Origin of the sequence: Pseudomonas sp. MWU16-30316, from assembly GCF_020515645.1 — a bacterium.
GTDB lineage: Bacteria > Pseudomonadota > Gammaproteobacteria > Pseudomonadales > Pseudomonadaceae > Aquipseudomonas > Aquipseudomonas cerasi.
The window spans coordinates 490,969-512,344 of record NZ_JAIZAZ010000003.1 but is presented as its reverse complement, the minus strand read 5'-3'; the positions used below and the strand labels follow the sequence as shown (position 1 = coordinate 512,344).

21 protein-coding genes are annotated in these 21,376 nt (G+C 60.5%); 3 read left to right on the top strand and 18 right to left on the bottom strand.

The window, feature by feature from the left end; all coding sequences use genetic code 11:
• Window positions 1–8: 8 nt before the first annotated feature.
• From LCH65_RS13410 to LCH65_RS13380, 7 genes are read right to left on the bottom strand one after another with little or no spacing between them, the layout of a single operon-like run.
• The gene (locus LCH65_RS13410; protein ID WP_044309599.1) at window positions 9–1,337 is read right to left on the bottom strand and encodes a FliI/YscN family ATPase; all 1,329 of its coding nucleotides are present in this window, start codon (window positions 1,335–1,337) and stop codon (window positions 9–11) included.
• The gene (locus LCH65_RS13405; protein WP_003369199.1) at window positions 1,334–1,930 is read right to left on the bottom strand and encodes a FliH/SctL family protein; all 597 of its coding nucleotides are present in this window, start codon (window positions 1,928–1,930) and stop codon (window positions 1,334–1,336) included. Before LCH65_RS13405 ends, LCH65_RS13410 begins: the two co-directional genes overlap by 4 nt.
• Window positions 1,923–2,546 (bottom strand): hypothetical protein, encoded by a 624-nt coding sequence (locus LCH65_RS13400; protein ID WP_003369197.1) that lies wholly within the window; start codon window positions 2,544–2,546, stop codon window positions 1,923–1,925. Before LCH65_RS13400 ends, LCH65_RS13405 begins: the two co-directional genes overlap by 8 nt.
• Entirely contained in the window at window positions 2,543–3,322 is a 780-nt protein-coding gene (gene sctJ / locus LCH65_RS13395) for a type III secretion inner membrane ring lipoprotein SctJ (protein WP_003434222.1), read from the bottom strand. The genes LCH65_RS13400 and sctJ overlap by 4 nt, the downstream gene beginning before the upstream one ends.
• 3 nt (window positions 3,323–3,325) lie before the next feature.
• Window positions 3,326–3,757, bottom strand: a complete 432-nt coding sequence (locus tag LCH65_RS13390) for a hypothetical protein (protein WP_032609606.1) — start codon at window positions 3,755–3,757, stop codon at window positions 3,326–3,328.
• Between the two features lie 9 nt (window positions 3,758–3,766).
• Window positions 3,767–3,985, bottom strand: a complete 219-nt coding sequence (locus LCH65_RS13385) for a hypothetical protein (protein WP_003369190.1) — start codon at window positions 3,983–3,985, stop codon at window positions 3,767–3,769.
• A gap of 20 nt (window positions 3,986–4,005) precedes the next feature.
• On the bottom strand, window positions 4,006–4,617 hold the full coding sequence (locus LCH65_RS13380; RefSeq protein ID WP_096104874.1) for a type III secretion protein: 612 nt from the start codon (window positions 4,615–4,617) through the stop codon (window positions 4,006–4,008).
• Between the two features lie 175 nt (window positions 4,618–4,792).
• On the opposite strand from LCH65_RS13380, the gene LCH65_RS13375 reads away from it, so the two are divergent.
• Window positions 4,793–5,575 (top strand): tetratricopeptide repeat protein, encoded by a 783-nt coding sequence (locus LCH65_RS13375; protein WP_096106819.1) that lies wholly within the window; start codon window positions 4,793–4,795, stop codon window positions 5,573–5,575.
• A 2-nt stretch (window positions 5,576–5,577) separates the two neighbouring features.
• Here the strand turns inward: LCH65_RS13375 and LCH65_RS13370 are convergent, their stop codons facing one another.
• The 7 genes from LCH65_RS13370 to LCH65_RS13340 all read right to left on the bottom strand — a co-directional run bounded on the left by LCH65_RS13370 (window position 5,578) and on the right by LCH65_RS13340 (window position 11,383).
• On the bottom strand, window positions 5,578–5,994 hold the full coding sequence (locus LCH65_RS13370) for a hypothetical protein (RefSeq protein WP_054081509.1): 417 nt from the start codon (window positions 5,992–5,994) through the stop codon (window positions 5,578–5,580).
• Between the two features lie 12 nt (window positions 5,995–6,006).
• Window positions 6,007–7,323 (bottom strand): type II and III secretion system protein family protein, encoded by a 1,317-nt coding sequence (locus tag LCH65_RS13365; protein WP_003369185.1) that lies wholly within the window; start codon window positions 7,321–7,323, stop codon window positions 6,007–6,009.
• On the bottom strand, window positions 7,320–9,467 hold the full coding sequence (gene sctV, locus LCH65_RS13360; RefSeq protein ID WP_226439538.1) for a type III secretion system export apparatus subunit SctV: 2,148 nt from the start codon (window positions 9,465–9,467) through the stop codon (window positions 7,320–7,322). Before sctV ends, LCH65_RS13365 begins: the two co-directional genes overlap by 4 nt.
• Window positions 9,464–9,802 carry a tetratricopeptide repeat protein gene (locus LCH65_RS13355; RefSeq protein WP_003369180.1) on the bottom strand — a complete coding sequence of 113 codons (339 nt, stop codon included), beginning with the start codon at window positions 9,800–9,802 and terminating at the stop codon, window positions 9,464–9,466. Before LCH65_RS13355 ends, sctV begins: the two co-directional genes overlap by 4 nt.
• A complete protein-coding gene (locus LCH65_RS13350) occupies window positions 9,799–10,158 on the bottom strand; it encodes a hypothetical protein (protein ID WP_003434228.1) in 360 nt (119 codons plus the stop codon). The genes LCH65_RS13355 and LCH65_RS13350 overlap by 4 nt, the downstream gene beginning before the upstream one ends.
• Window positions 10,155–11,090 (bottom strand): FHA domain-containing protein, encoded by a 936-nt coding sequence (locus LCH65_RS13345; protein ID WP_226439537.1) that lies wholly within the window; start codon window positions 11,088–11,090, stop codon window positions 10,155–10,157. The genes LCH65_RS13350 and LCH65_RS13345 overlap by 4 nt, the downstream gene beginning before the upstream one ends.
• 131 nt (window positions 11,091–11,221) lie before the next feature.
• Window positions 11,222–11,383: a hypothetical protein gene (locus LCH65_RS13340; protein WP_003369172.1), complete on the bottom strand. Its 162-nt coding sequence runs from the start codon at window positions 11,381–11,383 to the stop codon at window positions 11,222–11,224.
• 656 nt (window positions 11,384–12,039) lie between these two features.
• On the opposite strand from LCH65_RS13340, the gene LCH65_RS13335 reads away from it, so the two are divergent.
• Entirely contained in the window at window positions 12,040–15,510 is a 3,471-nt protein-coding gene (locus LCH65_RS13335; protein WP_058416147.1) for a hypothetical protein, read from the top strand.
• 69 nt (window positions 15,511–15,579) lie between these two features.
• On the opposite strand, the gene LCH65_RS13330 is transcribed toward LCH65_RS13335, so the two are convergent.
• On the bottom strand, window positions 15,580–15,822 hold the full coding sequence (locus LCH65_RS13330; protein WP_226439536.1) for a hypothetical protein: 243 nt from the start codon (window positions 15,820–15,822) through the stop codon (window positions 15,580–15,582).
• A gap of 324 nt (window positions 15,823–16,146) precedes the next feature.
• Here LCH65_RS13330 and LCH65_RS13325 point away from each other — a divergent pair, with 324 nt between their 5' ends.
• Window positions 16,147–17,460 (top strand): APC family permease, encoded by a 1,314-nt coding sequence (locus LCH65_RS13325; protein WP_003369165.1) that lies wholly within the window; start codon window positions 16,147–16,149, stop codon window positions 17,458–17,460.
• 153 nt (window positions 17,461–17,613) lie between these two features.
• On the opposite strand, the gene araH is transcribed toward LCH65_RS13325, so the two are convergent.
• The 3 genes from araH to LCH65_RS13310 are packed head-to-tail and all read right to left on the bottom strand — an operon-like array spanning window position 17,614 to window position 21,211.
• On the bottom strand, window positions 17,614–18,579 hold the full coding sequence (gene araH, locus LCH65_RS13320) for an L-arabinose ABC transporter permease AraH (RefSeq protein ID WP_003369163.1): 966 nt from the start codon (window positions 18,577–18,579) through the stop codon (window positions 17,614–17,616).
• Between the two features lie 40 nt (window positions 18,580–18,619).
• A complete protein-coding gene (gene araG / locus LCH65_RS13315; protein WP_099266584.1) occupies window positions 18,620–20,143 on the bottom strand; it encodes an L-arabinose ABC transporter ATP-binding protein AraG in 1,524 nt (507 codons plus the stop codon).
• A 54-nt stretch (window positions 20,144–20,197) separates the two neighbouring features.
• Window positions 20,198–21,211: a substrate-binding domain-containing protein gene (locus tag LCH65_RS13310; protein WP_226439535.1), complete on the bottom strand. Its 1,014-nt coding sequence runs from the start codon at window positions 21,209–21,211 to the stop codon at window positions 20,198–20,200.
• Between the last annotated feature and the right edge of the window lie 165 nt (window positions 21,212–21,376).

Here is a 21,376-nt window from a genome sequence, read left to right as displayed (position 1 = left end):
GTTCCAATTCATGCCAGCACCTTGCGCATCTGCATCAAGGTCAGTTCCAGACTGTCATGCTCGGTGGCGGGCTGACGCAGAAAGGCCTCAATGTCTGCGTGCCGGGCAATCGCCTCATCGGCCAGCGGGTCGCTGCCGGCCGCGTATTCACCCACCTGAATCAACAGCTCGATCTCTTGGCGCCGGGCGATGAGCTCGCGCATCCGCGATGCCAGTTGCCGGTGTTCTGTTGTCGCGATGTGGTCCATCAGGCGGCTTCGACTGCGCAGTACGTCGATTGCCGGAAAATGATCACGCTGTGCCAGATCGGCGCTCAGCACGATGTGGCCGTCGAGAATGGAACGGGTTTCCTCAGCCACCGGGTCCATGCTCGCATCACCTTCGGTCAGCACGGTATACAGCGCCGTAATGCTGCCTGATGGTCCAGGCCCGGCGCGCTCCAGCAGACGCGGCAACGCCGAGAAAAACGACGGCGGATAACCGCGCCGGGTCGGCGGCTCACCCACCGCCAGACCGAGCTCACGCTGAGCACGGGCAAATCGGGTCAGGCTGTCCATCAGCAGCAGCACGCTGCGGCCCTGGTCACGATGATATTCAGCCTGGGTGGTCGCCACGTAGGCCGCCCTGACCCGCTCGGCGGCAGGCCGATCCGAGGTGGCAACCACGGCAACCGTGCGCGCCCGCGCCGTGGCATCCAGCTGCCCCTCCAACAGTTCACGCACTTCACGCCCGCGCTCGCCGATCAGGCCGATGACAATCACATCGACATTGCTGTTACGCACGATACTGGCCAGCAGTGAGGACTTGCCCACCCCTGGCTCGCCAAAAATACCCATGCGTTGTCCCTGCGCCAGGGTCAACAGGCTGTCGATGGCACGTACCCCAAGCGAAAGTGGCTTGACGATGCGCTGACGACTGAACGGCGCGGGCGGCTCGGCATGCAAGGGGTAACGCTGCAAACCGCTGGCAACCACCGGTGCAGGACCGTCGAGAAACTCGCCCATCGGGCTGATGACCCGGCCCAGCAAGGCGTCGCCGACCTGCACGCCCAGCGCCTGGCCGGTAGCGATGATCTGGGTACGGGTCGACAACCCTTCCATGGAGCCGATCGGCGACAGAATCGCGTCATCCTCATCGAACCCGATCACTTCGGCCGACAGCTCTCGTCCGTTTCCAGGGTCGCGCAACATGCACAGCTCGCCAATCCGTACCCCGGCCACACTGGCGCGCAACAACACGCCGCGAATGCTGCGCAAGGTGCCGCGCATCGGTCTGGGCTGGGCGAGCTGCAAGCGCCGCTGAAGACCGGGCAGCAGCCTGATCAGGGCCTCATTCAAGAAGCATCCCCTTCTGCCAACGGCAACAGCGCACGTCGCAGGTTGTCCAGTTGCGCGTCCAGCCCGAGTTCAACGGAGCCCGCCGGGCTACCCAGCCGCGCTTGACCGGCTGCCAGCTGATCGTCACCGACGACACTCAGCGACTTCAGTGCCGGCGGCGCCTCGTGGGCCAGCCGTCGACGCAACGCTTCGACGTCGGCACGCGGCACATACAGCGTCAGCGCCTGATCCTGACGAAACGCCGACAGTGCCTCTGCGGTGCAGCGCAGCAGGCGTTCGTGGTCATCCAGTTCGCCCAGCACCTGGCGGGCAATCCCCAGCGCCAGTTCAGCCAGCGAGCTTTCCAGCCCCGCCAGGTAACGCTCGACCTCGGCGCTGGTCTTTGCCAGCAACGCCGCGACCTGCTCGGCGCCGTCCTGACGGGCGCGCTCGAAACCTTCAGCGCGGGCCTGCTCCAGCCATTGCGCACTGTTTTCGCGAACCGACCGCGCCTCCTGATGAGCGGCCTCGACGAACGCGTAGCCGTCGATCCAGCGGGCCGCTTCGGCAGCGCGCACGATCCGTGAAGCGGGTCGGGTCGGCAGATCACTCATGGTCGTCGCTCCCGGTCAGCAGGCGGGCAACGGTTCGCACCACGGCCACCTGTCGTTCATCGCCTGGCTGAGGCTGATTTTGCGCAATGTCCAGACGCAGGCGCAGCCAGGCTTGCAGTTCGATGGGTTGGGCCTCGAGCCAGGCGGCCACGCAGCGCGCACCATCGCGATCGATGGCCTGGACGAGTTCGACCGGTGTACGCAGCAGGTTGGCGGCCCCGGCCAGTTGGCGCTGAGCGAGTGCCAGTGAAAAAGCATCGTCACCCAGCAATTGACGGTACTCGCTGACCACGTCACCACGAATTTCCCGACTCAGCGTGGCGGCATGCCAGACCGCGCCACACAAGCGCGGCAAACGTGCAAAATCTTCGTCGGTCAACAACAGAACAGCCAGGTCACTCTGCGCTGGCTGTTCCAGTTGCGGCAGTGGTTGCAGCTTGAAATGCGCATTCAACAGCTGCTCGAAGCGTGTAGCAAAGCGCGACGAATCGCGCAGTGAAGCCAGCGTGGCAGGATCGACATCGCGTTGCAGGCATTCGGCCAGCCAGCGTTCGCGGACAAACGTCAAAGGCCGCTCGACGAGTGCCTGCCACTGCTCGGTCAGCGCAGCATTCATGGTGCATCGCTCAAGACATAGGTGCCCTCGACCCGGCGACGTTGCCAGAACTGACGACTCAGCAATCCGGCAAGCACCAGCGCAATCAGCAACAGGCTGCCGAACAGCCAGCGCGCCGCCGGAACATCATCCTCCAGCATCCACAGCCCGAAAAAGCTCGCCAGTTGCGGCTGCGCGCCGGCCTTGTCGGGGAGCGCTGCCTTGATGGCCGTCACCGACACACCGTCGTAGCCCAGCCCGGAAATACCATTGGCGACCAGGGTCTTGATCTGCGGTATCAGCACGTTGATGTCGGTGCGCGGGTCGTAGCGCACCAGCACCGAGGCCGAGGACGGTGAAATCACCCGCTTGAGCAGGTCATTGTCCGGCAGCACCACATGCACCCGCGCGGACAGAATGCCGTCGATCTGCGAAACCGTGTGTGACAACTCTTCACTGAGCGCATAGACCATCTGGGCGCGCTCCTGTACTGGCGAGGACACCAGGCCATTGCCCTTGAACACCTCGCCCATGTTGGAGAAGCTCTGCCCCGGCAAGCCTGCATCGTCCAGTGCTGCCATGGCCTCGGCGAAGCGCTTTTCGTCGACCATGACCTTGAGCTGGCCGTTGTCCTGCACCTTGCGCGACGCCGGTATGCCGTCGCGCAGCAACACAGCCAGCATGGCATTGGCTTCTCGCTCGCCAAGGTTGGTGTAGAGATCGATGTCGCAGGCCTGCAACAGGCTGGCAAGCGTGGCCACGATCAGCAGGCGCAGGACACGGCAGCGTTTGGACATGATTCATTGACCTTTGAGAAGGGTGTTGGCGGAGCCGGATATCTGGGTCGCCCCGCGCACCACCATCTGGGTTTCGATGGAGTAGTCGAACATCCGCCCCAACGACTGCACGATCTGATCGACCTGCGGCCCACCGACTTTGCCGGTCGTCTGAGCAGCGCTCGCGGCAGTTGTTGGCGGCTGACTGGCCGCCTGCGGCGCGCTGCCCTGGGTCAAGGCGTCGGCACGCTGGGAGAACTGCCGAGAGCGGTCGATAAAGCCGTCCAGCCGCTCCATCAGGTTGGTGCCGATCTGATGCGGGCTGGCGCCCTGCGGCATCCCTTTGGACGTCTCGGCCATGTGTTCGAAGAGGTTCTGCGAAGCCTGCGGCCCCGCGCCTCCTCCCGGCGACGGCAAGGCAGCCGCCGCCGGTGACGCAGCTAGATTCACAGACATGGTCGTACCCTATTCGGAGTCGTCATCGGACTGGGCTTCGTTCAGCATTTCCTGAGCTCGCGGCATGATGATGAACTGCCCACCGATGGTGACGGCCTGAGTGATCAGCGCGTCGTTGAACTCACTGTCGCTGGAGGCCTGTTCGGCGTTCTCGACGGCGGCGTTGAAACGCGATTCCTGACTGGAAACATTGACGTCGACATTGCTATCTACGGAGTTGACGGACATGGGTAGTGCTCCTTTTGGGGTTACTGACGGTCGGTGGCGACTTGAGTGACGACACCGCCTCGAAACACCCGCACACCGCGTTCGCGCACCACGGGTGCGGCCTCGGCGACAGGTTGACGATCCACATGCTGCTGAATCTGCGCCAGATAAGCTGGCGGTCCGGACACGAACAGACTGTCGTTATCCGGGCTGACGCGACTGGACATCGGCTGGCCGGAGACCTGCAAGCGGGCCAGATAGTCCTGCAACTCTTGCAGCCGGGTGCCCTGCAGGTCGAAAACCCGCGTACCGACCTCATCAGCACCCGCGATGTGCAGAACGTTACCGTCGAAGTACCAGCTCAACTGATTGGCATCGCACAGGCGGCCAAGAAACTCTCCAGCCGTTTCGCCGCGTACCGTACCGCGGGCGTTGCCGCGCACCTTGTCGGAGAACACCACGATCAGGTCGAGGTTCTGCGCGAACTCGGTGAGTGCACCGCGAATATCCTGGTCGACCAACACATAGGCATAAGGCTCGGCGAACCACTCGGGTTCGCGCTCCGACGCCGCGTTCAACGCACCGGGCAGTGAGCACAGCAGAATCACCAACAGCCGTAGCGCGATGCGCCACTCAGCCTTGAAAAACGGCATGGCGCCCTCCCTGCCGGTTGCGGCGCTGCCTCGAACGCTGGCCCGCAGCGACGCGAAAAACCATGCTCAAAAAACGGTCGCAATTCAGCGCCGGGGCTATAAACTGGCGCTCGCCCGCGAAGGCCGTCGACGGCTGAATTGCCTCGCCCCGTCCCCTTTCACAAGAGCCCTGTCCATGCCACCTCGTTCCATCTCCACGTTGTTGTTGCTCGGCTGCCTGACCCTGACGGCGTGCACGACCCAGCCCAAGACCGATGCCAGTTACGAGCGCTTCATGCAACTGGCCGCCGACCTGGAAAAACGCGGCGACTCGACGACGGCTGCGTCGTTCTACCAGCGCGCCACGCAACAGCCTGAAGCCGGCGTCGAATCGTGGCGTAAACTCGGTGCCGCACTGCTTGCCAGCAACGACACGCGCGGCGCGGAGCGCGCCTATCAACGTGCGCTGGAGCTCAAGGCCGATGACCCTGAAGCCTTGTTGGGCCTGGGCACCGCGCAGTTGCGTCAGGGCAAGCTGCAACGCGCCGTCACCGTACTCAATCAGGCCGCGACTGCCCTGCAGCAGCCGCAGGCGTGGAACCGACTGGGCATCGCCTACATTCTCAGCGGTGAGGCCGACAAGTCCCAGAACGCCTTCAATACCAGCCTTCGTCTGGCACCGAACGATCTGGACACCCGCTGCAACCTGGCCCTTGCCTATGTGCTGGGTGACGACAATAAAAAGGCCCTGGAAACCATTGACCGCGTTAGCCAGTCGCCGCTGGCGCAACCCCGCCACCAGCGCAATCAATTGCTGGTGATGGTGCTCGCCGGTAAAGAGAAAGACCTCAAAAGCATGACCTTCGACGACATTCCCAAGGCCGAACGCAGCAAACTGATCGCCGAGGCTCGACGTATCAAGGCAATACCCGACCGTGCCGAACAGGCACGCGAATTGGGTCTGGTCGACGCTCGCTGAAATCATCGCGCCTCCCGAGTGTCGGTGTTGGCCTGCTGCTCCACCTGACGGCGGCGCAGTTCTTCGCGGTCATAGCCATCGATGTACACCTGCGCGGCCCGCCCCACCGGGGCTGCCATCACCGGGCCAGTGCTACGGCCCTGCACCACGTCCGAGCGCTGCTCGACCATCTGCAACAGAATCAGATTGCTGGCGCAGCCCGGCGGCAGCAGCGGCTGAAAATCTTCCCCTACGCCAATGTCGTCCTGCGCAGCGGGCTGCATGCAGGCATCCGGCACCAGTTCCACGCGACCATCGGCGCGGGTCACCGCCGTGTAACCCGGCGAATAGCTGACCGGGTCAAGGTGAGTCTTGCAGCCTGCCAGCAGGCATAGCGTCATCAGAATCGGCAGGCGTGGCATGCTTGAAATGAGGTTCATGGCCGGTTCCTGTCAGTTCATGTAAAAGCCGAACGCGCCGCCACTGCGCGGTCCGGCCGCTGCGGTGCTGGCTGCGCGCTGCTTGTCCAACGGGGTGGCGGCCACACGCTCCTTGACCGGTTCGACCAGATAAGGGGTGATCAGAATCACCAGTTCGGTCTCGTTGCGCTGAAAGCGTTTGGAGCGAAACAGACTGCCAAGAATCGGCATGTCGCCAAGCATCGGTACCTTATCCATGTCCTGACTGCTCTCGCGCTGGAACAGCCCGGCAATGGCGAATGTCTGGCCGCTGCCGACTTCCACGCGGGTGTCGGCACGTCGCACACGGAACGAAGGCACCTGGTAGCCATTGACGTCCAGCGTGGTGGTGCTCATCAGGCTGCTGACTTCAGGACGTACTTGCAGGGCAATACGGCCGTTGGGCAGCAGCGTTGGGCTGAACAACAGCGAGACGCCGTAAGGCTTGTATTCGATACCGACCACCTCACGGTTGACGGGCACCGGTACAGCCACTTCACCCCCCGCCAGAAAGCTCGCCGTCTGCCCGGTCATCGCCGTGATGTTCGGCTCTGCCAGCACCTCAAGCACGCCATTGTTTTGCAACGCCTCAAGCATCGCATCGATGTTGACGTTACCCGAGGTGAGCCCGGCGCTGATGACGTTTGACGCGCCGCTTGCGGCATCGGCAGCCAGGCTGCCACCGGTCAGCAGGCCAAACGAAAAGGTGCCGTTATTGAACAGCGCATTCCAGTTCACCCCATAGCGCAGCAGTTCGGAGCGTGAAACTTCAGCGAAACGTACACGGATGTTGACCTGTGCCGAGCCTGCGTAAGTGGCGCTGTTGACCGTCGACTGAAAGTTCTGGCCCTCGGTGCTCAGCAAGGCATTCAGGTCGGTCGCTTCACCGACATCCTGGACGGCGCCGCTGGCGATCACACGGCTGCCGCTGGCATTGATGCGCGCCTGACTCTGCGGGTGCAGCGCCTTGAGCGGGCGGCTCACCGCTGCCGTGCCGCTGCTCACGGCGAGGCTCAGGGTCGCGGTTTCCCGACCCTCGCTGTCCAGCGCGATCAGGCTGGTCTGCCCGGCTGTTTTGCCGAACACGTAAATCACACCGGGCGATACCACCTGCAGGTCGGCAATGCCTGGCTCTGCGACCATGACCGAGTCCACCGGTGCCGAGAAATGCAGAACCCGGCCTTCGCCAATCGCCAGATCAACGGTGCCCTTGGCGCCTTTGGCGATGGTTTCGGCATTCGCACCGCCAGCGATGAGCAAGGCACTGAGCGCCAGAAACAACAGACGAATTACAGAAGCGGAACGGATCATGAGGCAGTCGCCAGAGAGGTGGCCGCGTCAGCCTTGGGGGCCGGGCGCGCAGTGATATCGGTCAGGCTGACAGTGCCGACCGCTTGAAGGTTGTATTCGCTGGCCAGCTCGCGATACGACAGCACAGGCAACTGCAGCTCGCCACGCAGGATGATGCGGCGCAGGCCGCGACGCAGCTCGGGGTGTACCAGCAATACCGTCGACTCATCTTCGGGCAGCACAGCGCACAGGCGCCGCAATTGTCCAAGTACGGTCCGTCCAATGTCATCGGGCAGCGCGTCACGATTTCTGTCCTGGCGGCCCAACGCGGTACGCAATTTTTCTTCGAGGGCAGGGGCCAGCACAAATGCGCTGATCACCCGGTTGCGATCGGCATACTGGTGGCTGACCTGACGCGCCAGCGCTGCGCGCAGATGTTCAGTCAGACGCCCGGCATCGGCTTCGCGACCGCCCCACTCCACCATCGCCTCCAGCAATCCACGGCGGTTGCGTATTGACACACCTTCGGCAACCAGCAACCGCAATACTTCGGCAATACGTTGCAGCGGCAGGATGCGTAACGCCTCCTTGACCAGTTCTGCGTACTTGCCTTCAAGCTGCTCCAGCATCACGCGGGTTTCCTGAATACCCAGGAAATCTGCAGCATAGCGACGCAAGGTGCGCTCCAGCGTGGCGCGCAGGATTTCGTCGGCGAACAGAAAGCCGATGCCCGCCTCCTGCAACTGATCGGCATGCTCGCGATCTACCCAACGACCGGGACGCGAACTGATCGGCGAAGGGGCTTCGAAGGGCTCCACGGAGATAAGTTGTGCATGCAGCGGATCATCCAGTAGCAGCAGCGACGTGGCACTGAATTCACCTTCGCAGACCGGTACGCCCTCCAGCTCGACCTGAAAGCGATCTGCCGCCATTGAGCGATCCAGATAGACGTCCGGCACCGGCACCTCGACTCCCAGATCCGTGCGAATGTCGTGACACATGGCTTCGATACGCTGGCGCAGCGGCTGCAGGGGTGCCGCCTCGGCCAACCCTGCCCCGATACTCAACAGTACCTGGGTGTCGCGGGGACGCTCGGCATCCTCCTGCACGACGACCGGCTCGGGTTCAGTCGCCGACAGTTGGTCAGGTTGCTCGAGCTGTGCAGTGGGAAGGCTGGCCCGATGCTGACGACGCCAGAGGAAAAATGCGCTGCCGCCAAGCAATGCCGCCAGCACTATGAATACCGGCATGGGAAATCCGGGCAGCAGCCCGACGCCAAGCAGAATCAATGCGGTCAGCCCCAGCGCCCGATGGCTGGCCCCCAATTGCCTGACGATTTCGGTGCCCAGGTCGCGCTCTTCGCCATCGCTGTTGACCCGCGTGACCACGGTGCCTGCAGCCACCGAAATCAACAACGCCGGGATCTGCGCGATCAGACCATCGCCGACGGTCAGCAGCGAATAAGTATGCGCCGCCTCGGCGAATGGCATACCCCGCTGAACCATGCCGATCATCATGCCGCCCAGCAGATTGACGAACAGGATCACCAGCCCGGCAATGGCATCGCCCTTGACGAATTTCATGGCACCGTCCATGGCCCCGAACATCTGGCTTTCCCGCTCCAGGCGCGAACGACGGCGCCTGGCTTCGGCCTGATCGATGTCACCGTTGCGCAGATCGTTGTCGATGCTCATCTGCTTTCCCGGCATTGCATCGAGGGTAAACCGTGCAGCGACTTCGGCGACCCGCTCGGCGCCTTTGGTGATGACCACGAATTGCGCCACGGTAATGATCAGAAACACCACCAGCCCGACCACGACCTGACCTGCGATCACAAAGTCGCCGAACGCCTTGACGATATGACCGGCATTGCCATCCAGCAGGATCAGACGTGTCGTGGTGATCGACAGCGAAAGACGAAACAGGGTGCTGAGCAGGATCAGCGGTGGCAATGCCGAAAACTCCACCGAATGATTGATGTAAAACGCGACGATCAGAATCAGCAGGCTGAGCGCAATGTTCAGAGCAATCAGCGCGTCCACCAGGTAGGTGGGCAGCGGTATGATCATCATTGCGATGGCCATGAGCATGAACGCTACGATGATCACATCGGTGCGTTTCGAGGCAATTTCGGCCAGTCGGTTGAGGCGGTTCATGAGGGTCATTGCGCGGCCCTCCGGGCATCCAGATAACGTCTGAAACACTGACGTGCTTCGTCCCTGCGACCGGCCTTCCATAGTGCCCGGCTACGCAACAAAAGCAGGGACGGACTTTCGCCCTGCTGCTCGACCAGACGGTCCAGTGCAGCGAGGGCCCTGTCAGCATCTCCACTGTCAGTGAATGCCAGAGCCAGACCGTGCAATAGCGCGGTGTCGGTCGGCGCCAGCTGGATGGCAATCAGCAACATCACCAGTGCCCGCTGCGGTTGACCGCTGCGGCGGTACAGATTACCGAGCCCGGTCAACAACTCGACACATTCGCGGTCCTGGGCTGCACTCATGGCTGCACCTCGGCGCGCTGCTGTTCAAGCAAGAGACGCAATTCGATTTCCTCTCGAATCACCTCTTCAGCCAACTCGCGGATTTCAGGTTCTGCATCCAGCGCGGGCAGCACTTCATCAAGCACGTAGTGCAATACTTGCAGCGAGCGCGCCGGGCCAAACAATGGCGCGGCGACACCAGCGGCCTGCTCGGTCTGTTCAAGCTCGCCACGCAGTGAGCGACGGACCTTGCGCTCGCGTTGATCCAGCAGCGCTTCGAATCGCGTGCCTTGTCTGGGCTGCGTCGGCGCGACACGCTCGACAGCTGGCAAGGACTCCGGAGAAGTCGGGGTGATGGGTCGCAGGTCGACTTTCATAATGTGAAGGCAAACCGTTCCTGACCACGCACCAGACGTACCTGATCACCTTCGATACTTTCCAGCGTCCAGTCGTCCGCCAGTATCGCGCCGGGGTAGACGCGCTTGCCATGCTCGTCGATGACATATGGATTGCGTCCGAACCAGACGGCTTGCAGGCGCACACGTGGTGTCGCAACCGCCGCGCTCACCTGAACATGGGGGGTCAGGACGATGCGCTGACCAAAGCGGCTGTCGAAATCGCGCTGAACCTTTAACCAGTTGCTTTTAAGATCGGCGGGATAGCTGCCTGCCACACTCAGCTGACCATCCTGCTCGTGGACGCGCAATTGACCAAGCCTGGCGTCGCGCAGTGCTTGATCCAGCCAGGTCCGGGCTTCGGCCAGCGTCGGCGCAGACACATTGGCAGGCGCTGCAGGCATACCGACGGCACCGCGATGCGACACAGCCTCTGGCGGCGCACGAAACGCAAATGCAGTGGCGCATGTCACCAGCAGCAACAGCGCGCCCAACACCGGCACCTTGAATGCGTGCAGTTTACGCGGCTCAACGGACGAGGCTTTTGCAGGTCGAGTACTGCGCAAGCGCAGACGGCTTTGTCCAAGCGTCAGTTCGACGGGCAACCCGAGTCGCTGCCCATGCCCCTCGGGGATAAGCAGACTTTTGCCAAGCGCATCCATTGCGGTTACGTCGCCGCCTATCGCTTCAATGGCAACGAGTTCTTCGGAAAACCGCAGGCGCGCATGCTGCGCAGCGATACCGGCATCGCCCAGCACAAGGTCGGCCGTGGCGGCACTGCCGATTGTATAGAGCGGCTTGTCGAGCGCCAGAGCAACGCCCTGGTGCAAGCCGTGGAGAATTTCGAGCAATGCCACGCCATTATCCTGTTCGGCAGCGTCTGGCGTTGCGCTCAATGAAATCAGGGCTGTCATGATCGAGTTACCACCGTGTGATCTACCGGAAACGGCACGTCAGAGCCGGGTAAAGCTGTCGATCGAAAGACGTGGTGCAAATCGTGCAGGAAGCGAGTGCGGGCGGCAGCGCCGCCGCCCACACCACGACATCAGTTCTGAGGACGTTGCTTGGTAGCGTCCAGCTCTGCCTTCTTGGCAGTGGAGATTTCAGTGATCTTGGCTGATTTCTCGATAGCCATGTCAAAGGTAGCGGACATCTTTTCGATTGCCGCGTCCGAATTGCCGGAGCTTACTGGTGCAGTCTCACTCATGTTGTTTCTCCTTGCTTCGAGGGGGAAGTTTCAACTGCCGAGAGGCAGAGCAATATGCCATCACCGAACAGTGAACCCGGGATTGTTACTTGATGCTCCCAGCAAGCAATGCGTTCACTGTTCCGCCAGATCAATACTACGCAAGGCGAATTATCAGATGCTGTGAAAAGTTGTGAAATTGCGTTTTCACAACCCGTTAAAACAATTAACCAACAATGATATCAAAATGATATTTATTACTGTCTTATTTCTGGAGAGATTAAGTTTTCAGGTATCAGCCACGCCACAGATACTGTGCTGCTTGGCCTCCAGACGTACGAGCTGATACTCGGCAGGCGTGTGAAACGTTGTGAAAACGCAGGCATTGATCTTCCTTATCGCCCGCCAAGTGTTAGTGTCTGCTCAGTAAGTTCACTGACCGGACATTCGTAAAACGAGAACCCGTTCAAACTATAGAAGTGTGCACTCGTTTTAACCATGCCCTGTGCAATGTGTTTGAAACTTCAGGGTCGCCAATGTGTATTGCCTGACTGTCAAGGCTGCTGCGCAACACATGCAAGGCTGCTGCGCAACACATGGCGATTTTAGCGAGCGGCTGAAGTACATCTTGTTCAACGGCCAATCGCATCTACTGTCCACACCAGGAGTTACCCGCCATGTCGACGTCAACGGTCAGCCCGACACCCGCCCCCAGCCCTGCCCCCAGCGGTAACGCGAACATCCGCTTCAATCAGGTGCTGCAATCGAGCAACCGCAGCAGCACCTATCGTCCGGCAAGCGCGACCGAGAAAGCGCCTGCGCTGGGCGATTATGCGTCCATAGAAAAGCCGGGCACTGTCGCCGCCGATACGATTCGCTATGTGACAGAGAAAGGTGATCACGTACTGGTCTACCGGTCCACCAGCCCGGCGCTCTACCAGCAAGTGGTAGCGGATCAGCCCAGGCTCGCCGGCTTCAAGACCAGCGTGACGCAGGGCTACAAGCCGGCTGCGGCGGGTGCCGAGGCGCCATCGAACCTGGGTGGCTACCTGCGCATCGGGGCACCGGATGAAATGGGGCCGGGCCTGATTCGCTATGAGGCCGCCGACGGCAGCAAGATCATGGTGTCGCAACAGGACAACCCGGAACTGTTCAAGCAGGTTGCATCGGACTTCAAATCCCTTTCCGGCATAAACAGCAGCCAGCAGGAGGGCTATCGGGCGGCCGGCGCGGATGAAAAAATCCCCGCAAAACTGGGCGATTTCGCAGAAGTCGGTCCGGTCGACGAGGTCGGACCGGGGGTGATGCGCTATGTTGACCGCGATGGCAACAAAGTTGTGGTGTCCGAGCGCGATAACCCCGATCTGTATGCTGCCGCCAAGGATGCCTACAACTCGCTGACGGGGCTGAGCAAAAGCGAGTCGGAAGGTTATCGCCGCGCGGGCGACAATGAAGTCTGGCCGCCCGTGTTCGGCACCACCGTCGGCCCGCTGAACGAGGCCGGCCCTGGCACCATTCGCTATGAACACAACGGCGAAAAAGTGGTGGTCGCCCGTGATGACAATCCCGGCCTGTTCAAGTTTTTGACGGGACTGCAAAGCGTCGTTTCAGACCCCGAAAAACGCGCAGCGCTGGAAAAGGCGGTCAATGAAGGACAACTCCTCGCCGACGGCAACACGTCTTTACCGGGCCTTAACGACATCACCGAATTCAACTGGATACCCGGCCAGGAAGGCAGCCAGATCAGCTACAAGAATCAGAGCGGCGAAGTGATTGTCGTGACCCAGGCATTGACACCCGATCTGTTCGACAAGGTCACCACGCTCAAGGACGCTTGGGACAAGATCAACAGCAGCCGCGAAGAAGGCTACACGTTGGCAGGCCCCAACGATTTTCTGAAAAACCAGGACATCACCATCGGTTCGCCAGACGAGCTGGGTTCGGGGCTGATCCGCTTCGAGAACGACGACGGCAAGTTCATCGTCTCCAAGGACGCCAGCCCCCAGCTGTATGACGACGTGGTGCAGAAATGGAATGAGCTGGGCACCGGCAATATCAGTGAAACCCGCAGTCGGCATAACCTGCCCGGTGCGTCCGAAGTTGACCTCATGGGTCAGAAAACCGGTGTGAAGGCTGACAAGGATGACGAAAAATCCGAAGAACTGAATGTGGGTGAGCTGGCGACCAAGGAGCTCCTCGACCAATACCGCGAAGGCGTAAAAAACGGTGATATCCCCAAGGACGATCCGCGCGCCAAGCTGGTCCGGGCCATCGAAGCGCAGGCCGCCTACGACAATGGCCGCGGCCTGACCGGCTACGAGGAGGCACAAGGTGCATTCGGCGGCACATGGCGAGAGTTCGACAGCAAGCAGACTCAGCTGAGCTCGGCGGACATGCACGACATCATTGACGGTGGCAAGCTGCAGGAGCAACTGACTACGCTGTTCTCCGACCCTACGGTGCAGCAGGACTACCAGAGCAAGCTGACCGATGCCGTGAACAAGGTGCCCAACAAGGACGAGATCAAGCAAAAACTGCTGGACCTCACCGCGAGCCCCGACTACGTACTTTACCTCAAGGACTTGCAGAAACAGGGGCTCGGCCAGGAAGCGCAAAAGGACCTGAGCGACACGTTGTCCTCACTGGCACTGGTCGATCCCGAAGCCGCCAGCAAGGCAGCGCAGTCCATCCAGGCCGACGGATTGACCAGCGACCTCAATGACCTGGTGGCCGACCCTTCGAAAATCAGTGACGAAAACAACGCCCTCGCCACCAAGGATCTGTTCGGCCTGCTCAAGGCAGAACTCAAGGGCTTTTTGGTGGACATGCCGCGCTTCCTGCAGCCGACGTTCGAGAAATTCATCGAGGAAGGCGTCGTGGGCAACGCCAAACCTGCTGATATCGCCAAGGCGCTGAAGGAAGTGGGCGATGCTTATCAGAAAAATGGCAAAGTCAGTGAGGCCGACATAAAGACTGCCCTGTCCAAGCCTTATATTCCGGTCGCCGATCGCGGCAAGCTGGGCGAGATTTTCAACACGCTGAACAGCAAGGGTGTCATGGGCTCCGTCGCGGCTGGCGTGTCTTTGTTCTCGGCCATTTATCAAATGGTCGGGAATGGCGGCAAGCTCGGCGAGACACCGCTCCAGCGCCTGGCCATCGCCAAGGACTTCCTCAGCTTTGCCGGTGGCGCCAGCCATTTTGTGCGCCTGGCCGACAAGGTGGGTGACCTGATGGGCAAAGGCGGCCTGGTTGATTTACTCGGGCTGGACAAGACCGTGCCGGAAATCTGGGGCAAGCAGGACATGAAACCGCCGAAGGTTGAAGTCAGCCCCAGCGGTCTTTCTGCGGCACGGCTCGACGAGATCCGCAACGCACTGGACATCCCTGATGACACGCGGATGGCCGTTATCGGTGACCTGACCGGTAGCGCTGAAAGCGAACGCACCGCAATGCAAGGCATCTCTCAGCGACTGGACAGCGAGACCAAGTTGAAGCCGGGGATGGCCAGCAAGATTGCCGGTTCGGTGGTCAAGGTTCTCGGCCCGGCGACAGACCTGGCCGGCGGTTTCGCCGACATCGTGCTGGGAGCTTTTACCATCAGGGACGGTGTCAAATCCGGTGACAAACTGGCTCAGGCCGCAGGCGGTCTGCAAATTGCGGGCGGCGCGTTCGGCGCTTCAGCCGGCGTGCTGGGCACCGCCGCACTGGTGGGTGCAGGAGGCGCAGCGGCCACAGCCCTGGCCGGACCTTTCTTTCTGGTCGGGGTGGTGGTTGCGGTGGTAGGCGGAGTCATCGGCTACTTCGTGGACCACAACAAAAAGCAGAAAGCCTCCGAAAAGGAAAATGACTGGTATCGCGACCTGGCGGCTGACGGCCTGTTGCAGGCTGACTGGGGTGACAAGGTCGAGTACGCCCACTATTCGATCCATCACTACAGGGAGCGCGAAGCACCGGAAGACGACAGCCTGTTTCGTTTCCAAAGTGCCGAATGGAAGCATTTCGACGAGACGCCACAAGAGGACGGTTCATCGAGCAACCGCCTGGATGGCGAGTTGCATGTGGAATACGGCGAGACGCATAAATCACCGGATCAACAGCAGCGTGAAGATTTGAGAAACGCGCCCCGCTGGACTGGCCCGAAAATCTGAGTTTCCTCTGCGCAAACGACTCTAGGGCCGCCATCAGACGGCTCTGGAGTCAGGCGCTCTGCGGGACGATCAAAGCTTGCCGATCTCTCCGGTCGCCTCGCCAATGGTCGCCAGCGTGGCCTCGATATCATCGATTGCCTGTTCAAGCCCGACGAACGATTGCTGGATAGCTTCGCGGGTGTCTACCGTCTGCTGACCCCTTAAACGCTGAACACGCTCCAGTTCACTGAGCTGCAGGTTACGCACCTCCGCCCTTAACGTTTGCAGTGTCTTCCAGACCAAACGGAACTGTTGCTGGCTGTCATGTCCCACCTTCGTATCCTCTGTCGATCGGCGCAAGTGCAAGGTTTAGACAGCCTGCAAACCGAATGCTCCACTTTATTGCGCGCTGTGGAACTGAAACCGCCGCCGGTCAGGCTTGATGTCCATCGGTTTGAATTTACCTCCGTTATCAGGATCACTTTTTCATGCCTGTACCGACTGCTGTCGCTGCCAGATCCTGAATGATGCTTGCTTGCGTACTGTAGAAAGCAGCGTCGCTGACGGTCTACGCTCGAACGAGCCAATGAACAGACCAACGCTTACCCTCTTTGGCCTTTAGCCTTGTGTAGCGTCAATGAAAAGGAATTTTCCACCATGGCCACTCCCGACACCTCATCACTGCGCCGGGCGATCACCGCTCCCATGTTGACCCTGTTCATCCTCGGCGACGTGCTGGGTGCTGGCGTCTATGCATTGGCAGGCACGATAGCCGGACGCGTCGGCGGAGCCATCTGGGCGCCCTTGCTGATTGCCCTGTGCTTTGCCTTGCTGACCGCAGCATCCTACGCCGAACTGGTGACCAAATACCCGCGTGCAGGCGGTGCCGCGGTGTACGCCGAAAAAGCCTTCGGCAAGCCGCTGCTCTCGTTTCTGGTCGGCTTCTCCATGGTCGCGGCTGGCGTTACCAGCGCTGCCGGACTGGCCGTGGCGTTCGCCGGCGACTACTTTCAGGCGCTGCTCGACTGGCCTGCGCAGTGGGTCTGTGTAGCATTTCTGGTCATCGTCGGCCTGCTCAACGCACGCGGTATCAAGGAATCGCTTTCAGCCAATCTGGTCATGACGGTCATCGAGCTGAGCGGCTTGCTGATGGTCATCGCTGCGGCAGTGTGGTTCGTCAGTCAAGGGCAAGGCGTGCCGCAACGCGTGTTTGAACTGGACAGCGCATCCCCCGCCACAGCGATTCTCGGTGCCTCATTGCTGGCGTTCTATTCGTTCGTGGGGTTTGAAACTTCGGCCAATCTTGCCGAAGAGATCAAGGATGTGCGCAAGGTCTATCCACGCGCCCTGTTCGGTGCACTGCTGGCTGCCGGCGCGGTGTACATGCTGGTTGGCGTGGGCGCAGCGATGGTCCTGCCGGTCGAGCAACTCAAGGATTCCCAAGCACCGCTGATGGACGTAGTGAGTGCCTCTGGGCTCGGCATACCTGCGCCCTGGTTTGCGGTCATTGCGCTGATTGCGGTGGCCAACGGCGCGCTGCTGACCATGATCATGGCCAGCCGACTGACCTTCGGCATGGCCCGCGAAGGACTGTTACCTGCCGTGATGGGTTCGGTGCTGCCCAAGCGCCGCACGCCGGGGCTGGCAATTCTGGCGACCACGCTGGTGGCCATTGCCCTGTCCTTCACCAGCACCCTGACCATCCTCGCCGAAACAGTCGTGCTGTTACTGCTCTTCGTATTTCTCAGCGTGAACATCGCCGTGCTGGTACTCAAGCGCGACAAGGTCGAAGCCGGGCACTTTCAGGTCCACTGGGTTATTCCGCTGCTGGGCATTCTTTCGTGCCTGTTGCTGCTCACTCAGCAAGGTCCGGAAACCTGGCTGCGAGCAGGCATCATGCTGGCGGTCGGTGCAGCGCTTTACGGACTGACCCGGCTGGGCAGCTCGGCGCTGGCGCCGCATTCTCGCTGAAACGCGGAAAGAATGGATTCAGACCGCACGCACGGGTGGTTTGCTATTTCAACTACCGCGGTAGTTACACTTTGGGCGGTTGATGAAACGCAGTACGGGACTGAATCCGGCATGAAAGGGACGCTGATTCATCAGAACCAGCGCCCGGGCAATTTAGCGACGCTTCATCCGGTCGATGATCACCGCCAGCAACAGGATCGTGCCGCGAATCACGTACTGGTAGAAGGTGTCGATGTTCTTGAGGTTCATCGCATTTTCGATAATCGCCAGAATCAGCACCCCGGCGATCACATGCCGGATCATGCCGATGCCGCCGCTCAGCGAAACCCCGCCCAGTACGCAGGCAGAAATGATCGTCAGCTCGAAGCCCTGTCCGATCATCGGCTGACCCGAGGTCATGCGCGAGGCCAGCACCACGCCTGCCAGTGCCCCCACCAGACCGTGGACGGCGAAGATGATGATCTTGGTACGGTCTACGTGTACACCCGCCAGCAGCGCAGCTTCCTGATTGCCGCCGATGGCCATGGTGTTGCGCCCGTAAGTGGTGTAATTGAGCAGCCAGCCGAAGAATATGAAGCAGGCGATGGTGATCAGAATCGGTACCGGCACGCCGTACACCTGGCCATTACCAAAGATGAAGAAATCCTCGTTGGAAACGCCGACAGCCTTGCCGTTGGAGAAAATGTACGCCAGGCCGCGCACGATCTGCATCGTTGCCAGGGTCGTGATCAGGGCGTTGATGCGCAGCTTGGCAATCACGATGCCGTTGATCAGGCCCACCACCAGTCCGAGCGCCAGAGCTGCCGAGACGCCCAGAAACACACTGTCGGTGTCGCGGATGACGATACTGGCGATCACCCCGGAACAGGCCAGCACCGAGCCGACCGAAAGGTCGAAGTGCCCGGACGCCAGGCAGAAGAGCATGGTGCAGGCAGCGATGCCCACTGTGGAAATCGCCAGGCCCAGACCCCGCATGTTGAGCGGCGACATGAAGTTGTCGATGAACACGGCACACAAAATGAAGATTCCCACGGCAGCCAGGAGCATCACCCAGTCATCGGCGAAACGACGCAGGTTCATGCCCTGACGGGGAGCCTGCAGGCTGGATTCGGTAGACATACGCACCTCTTTTTTATTGTTCATGGTCAGGGACCGATTGTCAGCCGCGCGTGCGAGGCAGAGCCAATTGCAGAAGTCGCGACTCGTCAGCCTCGTCGCGATTGAGTTCACCGGTGATTGCGCCTTCGCTCATCACCAGAATGCGGTCTGAAATGCCCATCACTTCCATCAGATCGCTGGAGACCACAATCACCGCGATACCGTCTGCGGCCAGGTTGTGGATGATCTCGTAAATCTCGGACTTGGCCCCGACGTCGATCCCGCGAGTCGGCTCGTCCAGCAGCAGGACTTTCATGGGCATCGACAGCCAGCGACCAAGAATCGCTTTCTGTTGATTGCCGCCAGAGAGGTACATGATCTGCTGCTCGGGCGATGGCGTCTTGACGTTCATCGACTTGATCTGGCTGCGTGCGTTGTCACGCTCCCAACTGCCCTGAATCAGGCAACCGAGGTTCACGTGCCGGGGGCGCGCACCGATGTTGATGTTCTCCGCGACGCTGGACAGCGGCACGATGCCTTCTTTCTTGCGGTCCTCCGGGCAGAGCAGAATTCCGGCCTCGATGGCATCACGCGGTGACTTGAGTGTCAGCGGTTTGCCGTCCAGTTGCAGGCTGCCTGCAGAGCTGCGGGTAAGCCCCGAGAGCAGCCGGAACAGCTCGGTACGCCCGGCGCCGACCAGGCCGAAAAAGCCCAATACTTCGCCCTTCTGCACGGCAAAGGTGACCGGCTCATGCAGGCCCGGCCCCAGCAGGCCGGTGACGCGCAGACTTGGCCCCTGATGCTGACGCGGACGGTAGTTGTAGATGTTCTGGATATCGCGCCCGACCATACAGGTCACCAGTCGGTCGTGATCAAGATCAGCCATCTGTTCGAAGGTTTTTACAAAACGGCCGTCCTTGAACACCGTCACCGCATCACAGACACGGAAGATTTCTTCCATGCGATGCGACACGTAAAGAATCACTCGGCCCTCGTCGCGCAGGCGCACGATGATCGCCATCAGTCGGTCGATCTCGCGCGCCGACAGGCTGCTGGTGGGCTCGTCGAAGGCAATGACGTGGGCATTGCGCGACATGGCCTTGGCGATCTCGACCAATTGCCGCTGCCCCAGCGAAAGATCGCCCAGACGTGTGCGTGGGTCTATCTCGTCAGCCAGGCCCTTGAGCAGCTCGCTGGCCCGGCGGTACATCGCACCGCGATTGATCAGACCGAAGCGATTGGGCATGTGCCCGAGCAGCAGGTTCTCGGCAACGGTCATTTCCGGCACCAGATGCAGCTCCTGGTGAATCACCGCCACGCCAGCCGCGATGCTCTCGGCGGTGGACTTGAACTGATAGCTCTGCTCGCCGATCTGCAAGGCGCCGCTGTTGGGCTGATAAGAGCCGCCGAGAATTTTCAGCAGCGTGGATTTACCGGCACCGTTTTCACCCATCAATGCATGGACGCTGCCGGGGCGCGCTTCGAAACTGATGTCCGAAAGCGCCTTGACGCCGGGGAAGACCTTGCCGATGCCGTTGAAGCGCAAGGCACCGCCTGTGGCGTATTGTTCGATAGCCTGTTGCATGAACCAATCTCCTCGCACGTGTGAGGGGCCTGAACATCAGGCCCCTCGTTCAGCTCACTTCCACAGACCACGCTCGGTCAGTATTTCCTGGAAGTTGGTGCGCTTGATCAGTGTCACGTCGTCCAGAGCGGTGTACTTGGGTGGTTCTGTGCCCTTGGTGGTCCACTCGTAAACATGCAACGCGGTGTCGTAACCCTCTTTGCCAGGGTTCGGCAACATAGAGCCAAAGAAGCCGCTTTTTTTCTTCTTGAGTTCGTCGATCGCATCGGTGCCGTTGATACCGATCCCGATCACGTTATCCGCTTCAAAGCCATTGGTAGAAGTCGCACGTACCCCACCCAATACGGTGTTGTCGTTCATACCGCCGATGATCAGCCTTTTGGCATCGCCTGGAACTTTTGGCAGCGCCGAGTTGGTGGCGTCCATGCTGCCTGGCACATCGAGGGTTTTCTGTGCGGTGAAGACAATATGGTCCTTCGGCAGGCCGGCTTCCTCAAGTGACTTCACCGAACCATCCGTGCGTTTCTTGCCGGTATCCAGCTCGTTATAAGTGTTGATGATCGCGTAGGTGCCTTTCCAGCCATCCTCGTCCCACTTGCGATTTTTCGCTTCCTTGGCCATTTCGACGCCCTGCTTCTGGCCTACTTCAAAGGCAGCCATGCCCAGGTAAGGCACGTCCTCCATGAAGTTACCCTTGGCGTCGACAAAGCGATCATCCACGGCCATGACTTTCAATCCCAGCGCTTTGGCCTTGGCCACAATCGCAGGGCCGAGCGACACGTCAGGCGGGCAGATCACGAAGCCCTTGGCACCGTTGGCGGCGAGGTTATCGATAGCGGTCAGGGTCTTTTCACCATCTGGCACGGCAATTTTGATGACGGTAAAGCCATGCTCCTTGCCGGCTTTTTCGGCACCCGCCCATTCGGCCTGGAACCACGGTTCTTCAGCCTGCTTGACCAGAAAGCCGATTTTGACTTCTTCGGCAGCGGAGGTGATGCCACTCATGCCCAGAATGGCGGTAGTGACGGCGACACAGCACAGGGAACGAATCCCGTGACGACTCAACATAGCTAGCTCCTTATTTTTATTGAATAGCTACAACGTTCAGCGAGGTGGCGGTCGAGAACGCGAATGCGTCCGAAACCGGTCAAATAGTCATACCATATAACGGGTGACCGCTATGTAACCGAATGTCACCCTTGCATCTACCATCACGCTGCCGTCAAAAAAGAC

Coding starts and splice junctions, on each gene's coding strand:
- LCH65_RS13325 (WP_003369165.1), top strand. CDS start 16,147: ATGGCCACTCCCGACACCTCATCACTGCGCCGGGCGATCACCGCTCCC.
- LCH65_RS13370 (WP_054081509.1), bottom strand. CDS start 5,994: ATGAACCTCATTTCAAGCATGCCACGCCTGCCGATTCTGATGACGCTA.
- araH (WP_003369163.1), bottom strand. CDS start 18,579: ATGTCTACCGAATCCAGCCTGCAGGCTCCCCGTCAGGGCATGAACCTG.
- LCH65_RS13405 (WP_003369199.1), bottom strand. CDS start 1,930: ATGAGTGATCTGCCGACCCGACCCGCTTCACGGATCGTGCGCGCTGCC.
- LCH65_RS13400 (WP_003369197.1), bottom strand. CDS start 2,546: ATGAATGCTGCGCTGACCGAGCAGTGGCAGGCACTCGTCGAGCGGCCT.
- LCH65_RS13375 (WP_096106819.1), top strand. CDS start 4,793: ATGCCACCTCGTTCCATCTCCACGTTGTTGTTGCTCGGCTGCCTGACC.
- LCH65_RS13345 (WP_226439537.1), bottom strand. CDS start 11,090: ATGACAGCCCTGATTTCATTGAGCGCAACGCCAGACGCTGCCGAACAG.
- LCH65_RS13310 (WP_226439535.1), bottom strand. CDS start 21,211: ATGTTGAGTCGTCACGGGATTCGTTCCCTGTGCTGTGTCGCCGTCACT.
- LCH65_RS13385 (WP_003369190.1), bottom strand. CDS start 3,985: ATGTCCGTCAACTCCGTAGATAGCAATGTCGACGTCAATGTTTCCAGT.
- LCH65_RS13355 (WP_003369180.1), bottom strand. CDS start 9,802: ATGAGTGCAGCCCAGGACCGCGAATGTGTCGAGTTGTTGACCGGGCTC.
- araG (WP_099266584.1), bottom strand. CDS start 20,143: ATGCAACAGGCTATCGAACAATACGCCACAGGCGGTGCCTTGCGCTTC.
- sctV (WP_226439538.1), bottom strand. CDS start 9,467: ATGACCCTCATGAACCGCCTCAACCGACTGGCCGAAATTGCCTCGAAA.
- LCH65_RS13390 (WP_032609606.1), bottom strand. CDS start 3,757: ATGTCTGTGAATCTAGCTGCGTCACCGGCGGCGGCTGCCTTGCCGTCG.
- LCH65_RS13340 (WP_003369172.1), bottom strand. CDS start 11,383: ATGAGTGAGACTGCACCAGTAAGCTCCGGCAATTCGGACGCGGCAATC.
- sctJ (WP_003434222.1), bottom strand. CDS start 3,322: ATGTCCAAACGCTGCCGTGTCCTGCGCCTGCTGATCGTGGCCACGCTT.
- LCH65_RS13335 (WP_058416147.1), top strand. CDS start 12,040: ATGTCGACGTCAACGGTCAGCCCGACACCCGCCCCCAGCCCTGCCCCC.
- LCH65_RS13365 (WP_003369185.1), bottom strand. CDS start 7,323: ATGATCCGTTCCGCTTCTGTAATTCGTCTGTTGTTTCTGGCGCTCAGT.
- LCH65_RS13350 (WP_003434228.1), bottom strand. CDS start 10,158: ATGAAAGTCGACCTGCGACCCATCACCCCGACTTCTCCGGAGTCCTTG.
- LCH65_RS13380 (WP_096104874.1), bottom strand. CDS start 4,617: ATGCCGTTTTTCAAGGCTGAGTGGCGCATCGCGCTACGGCTGTTGGTG.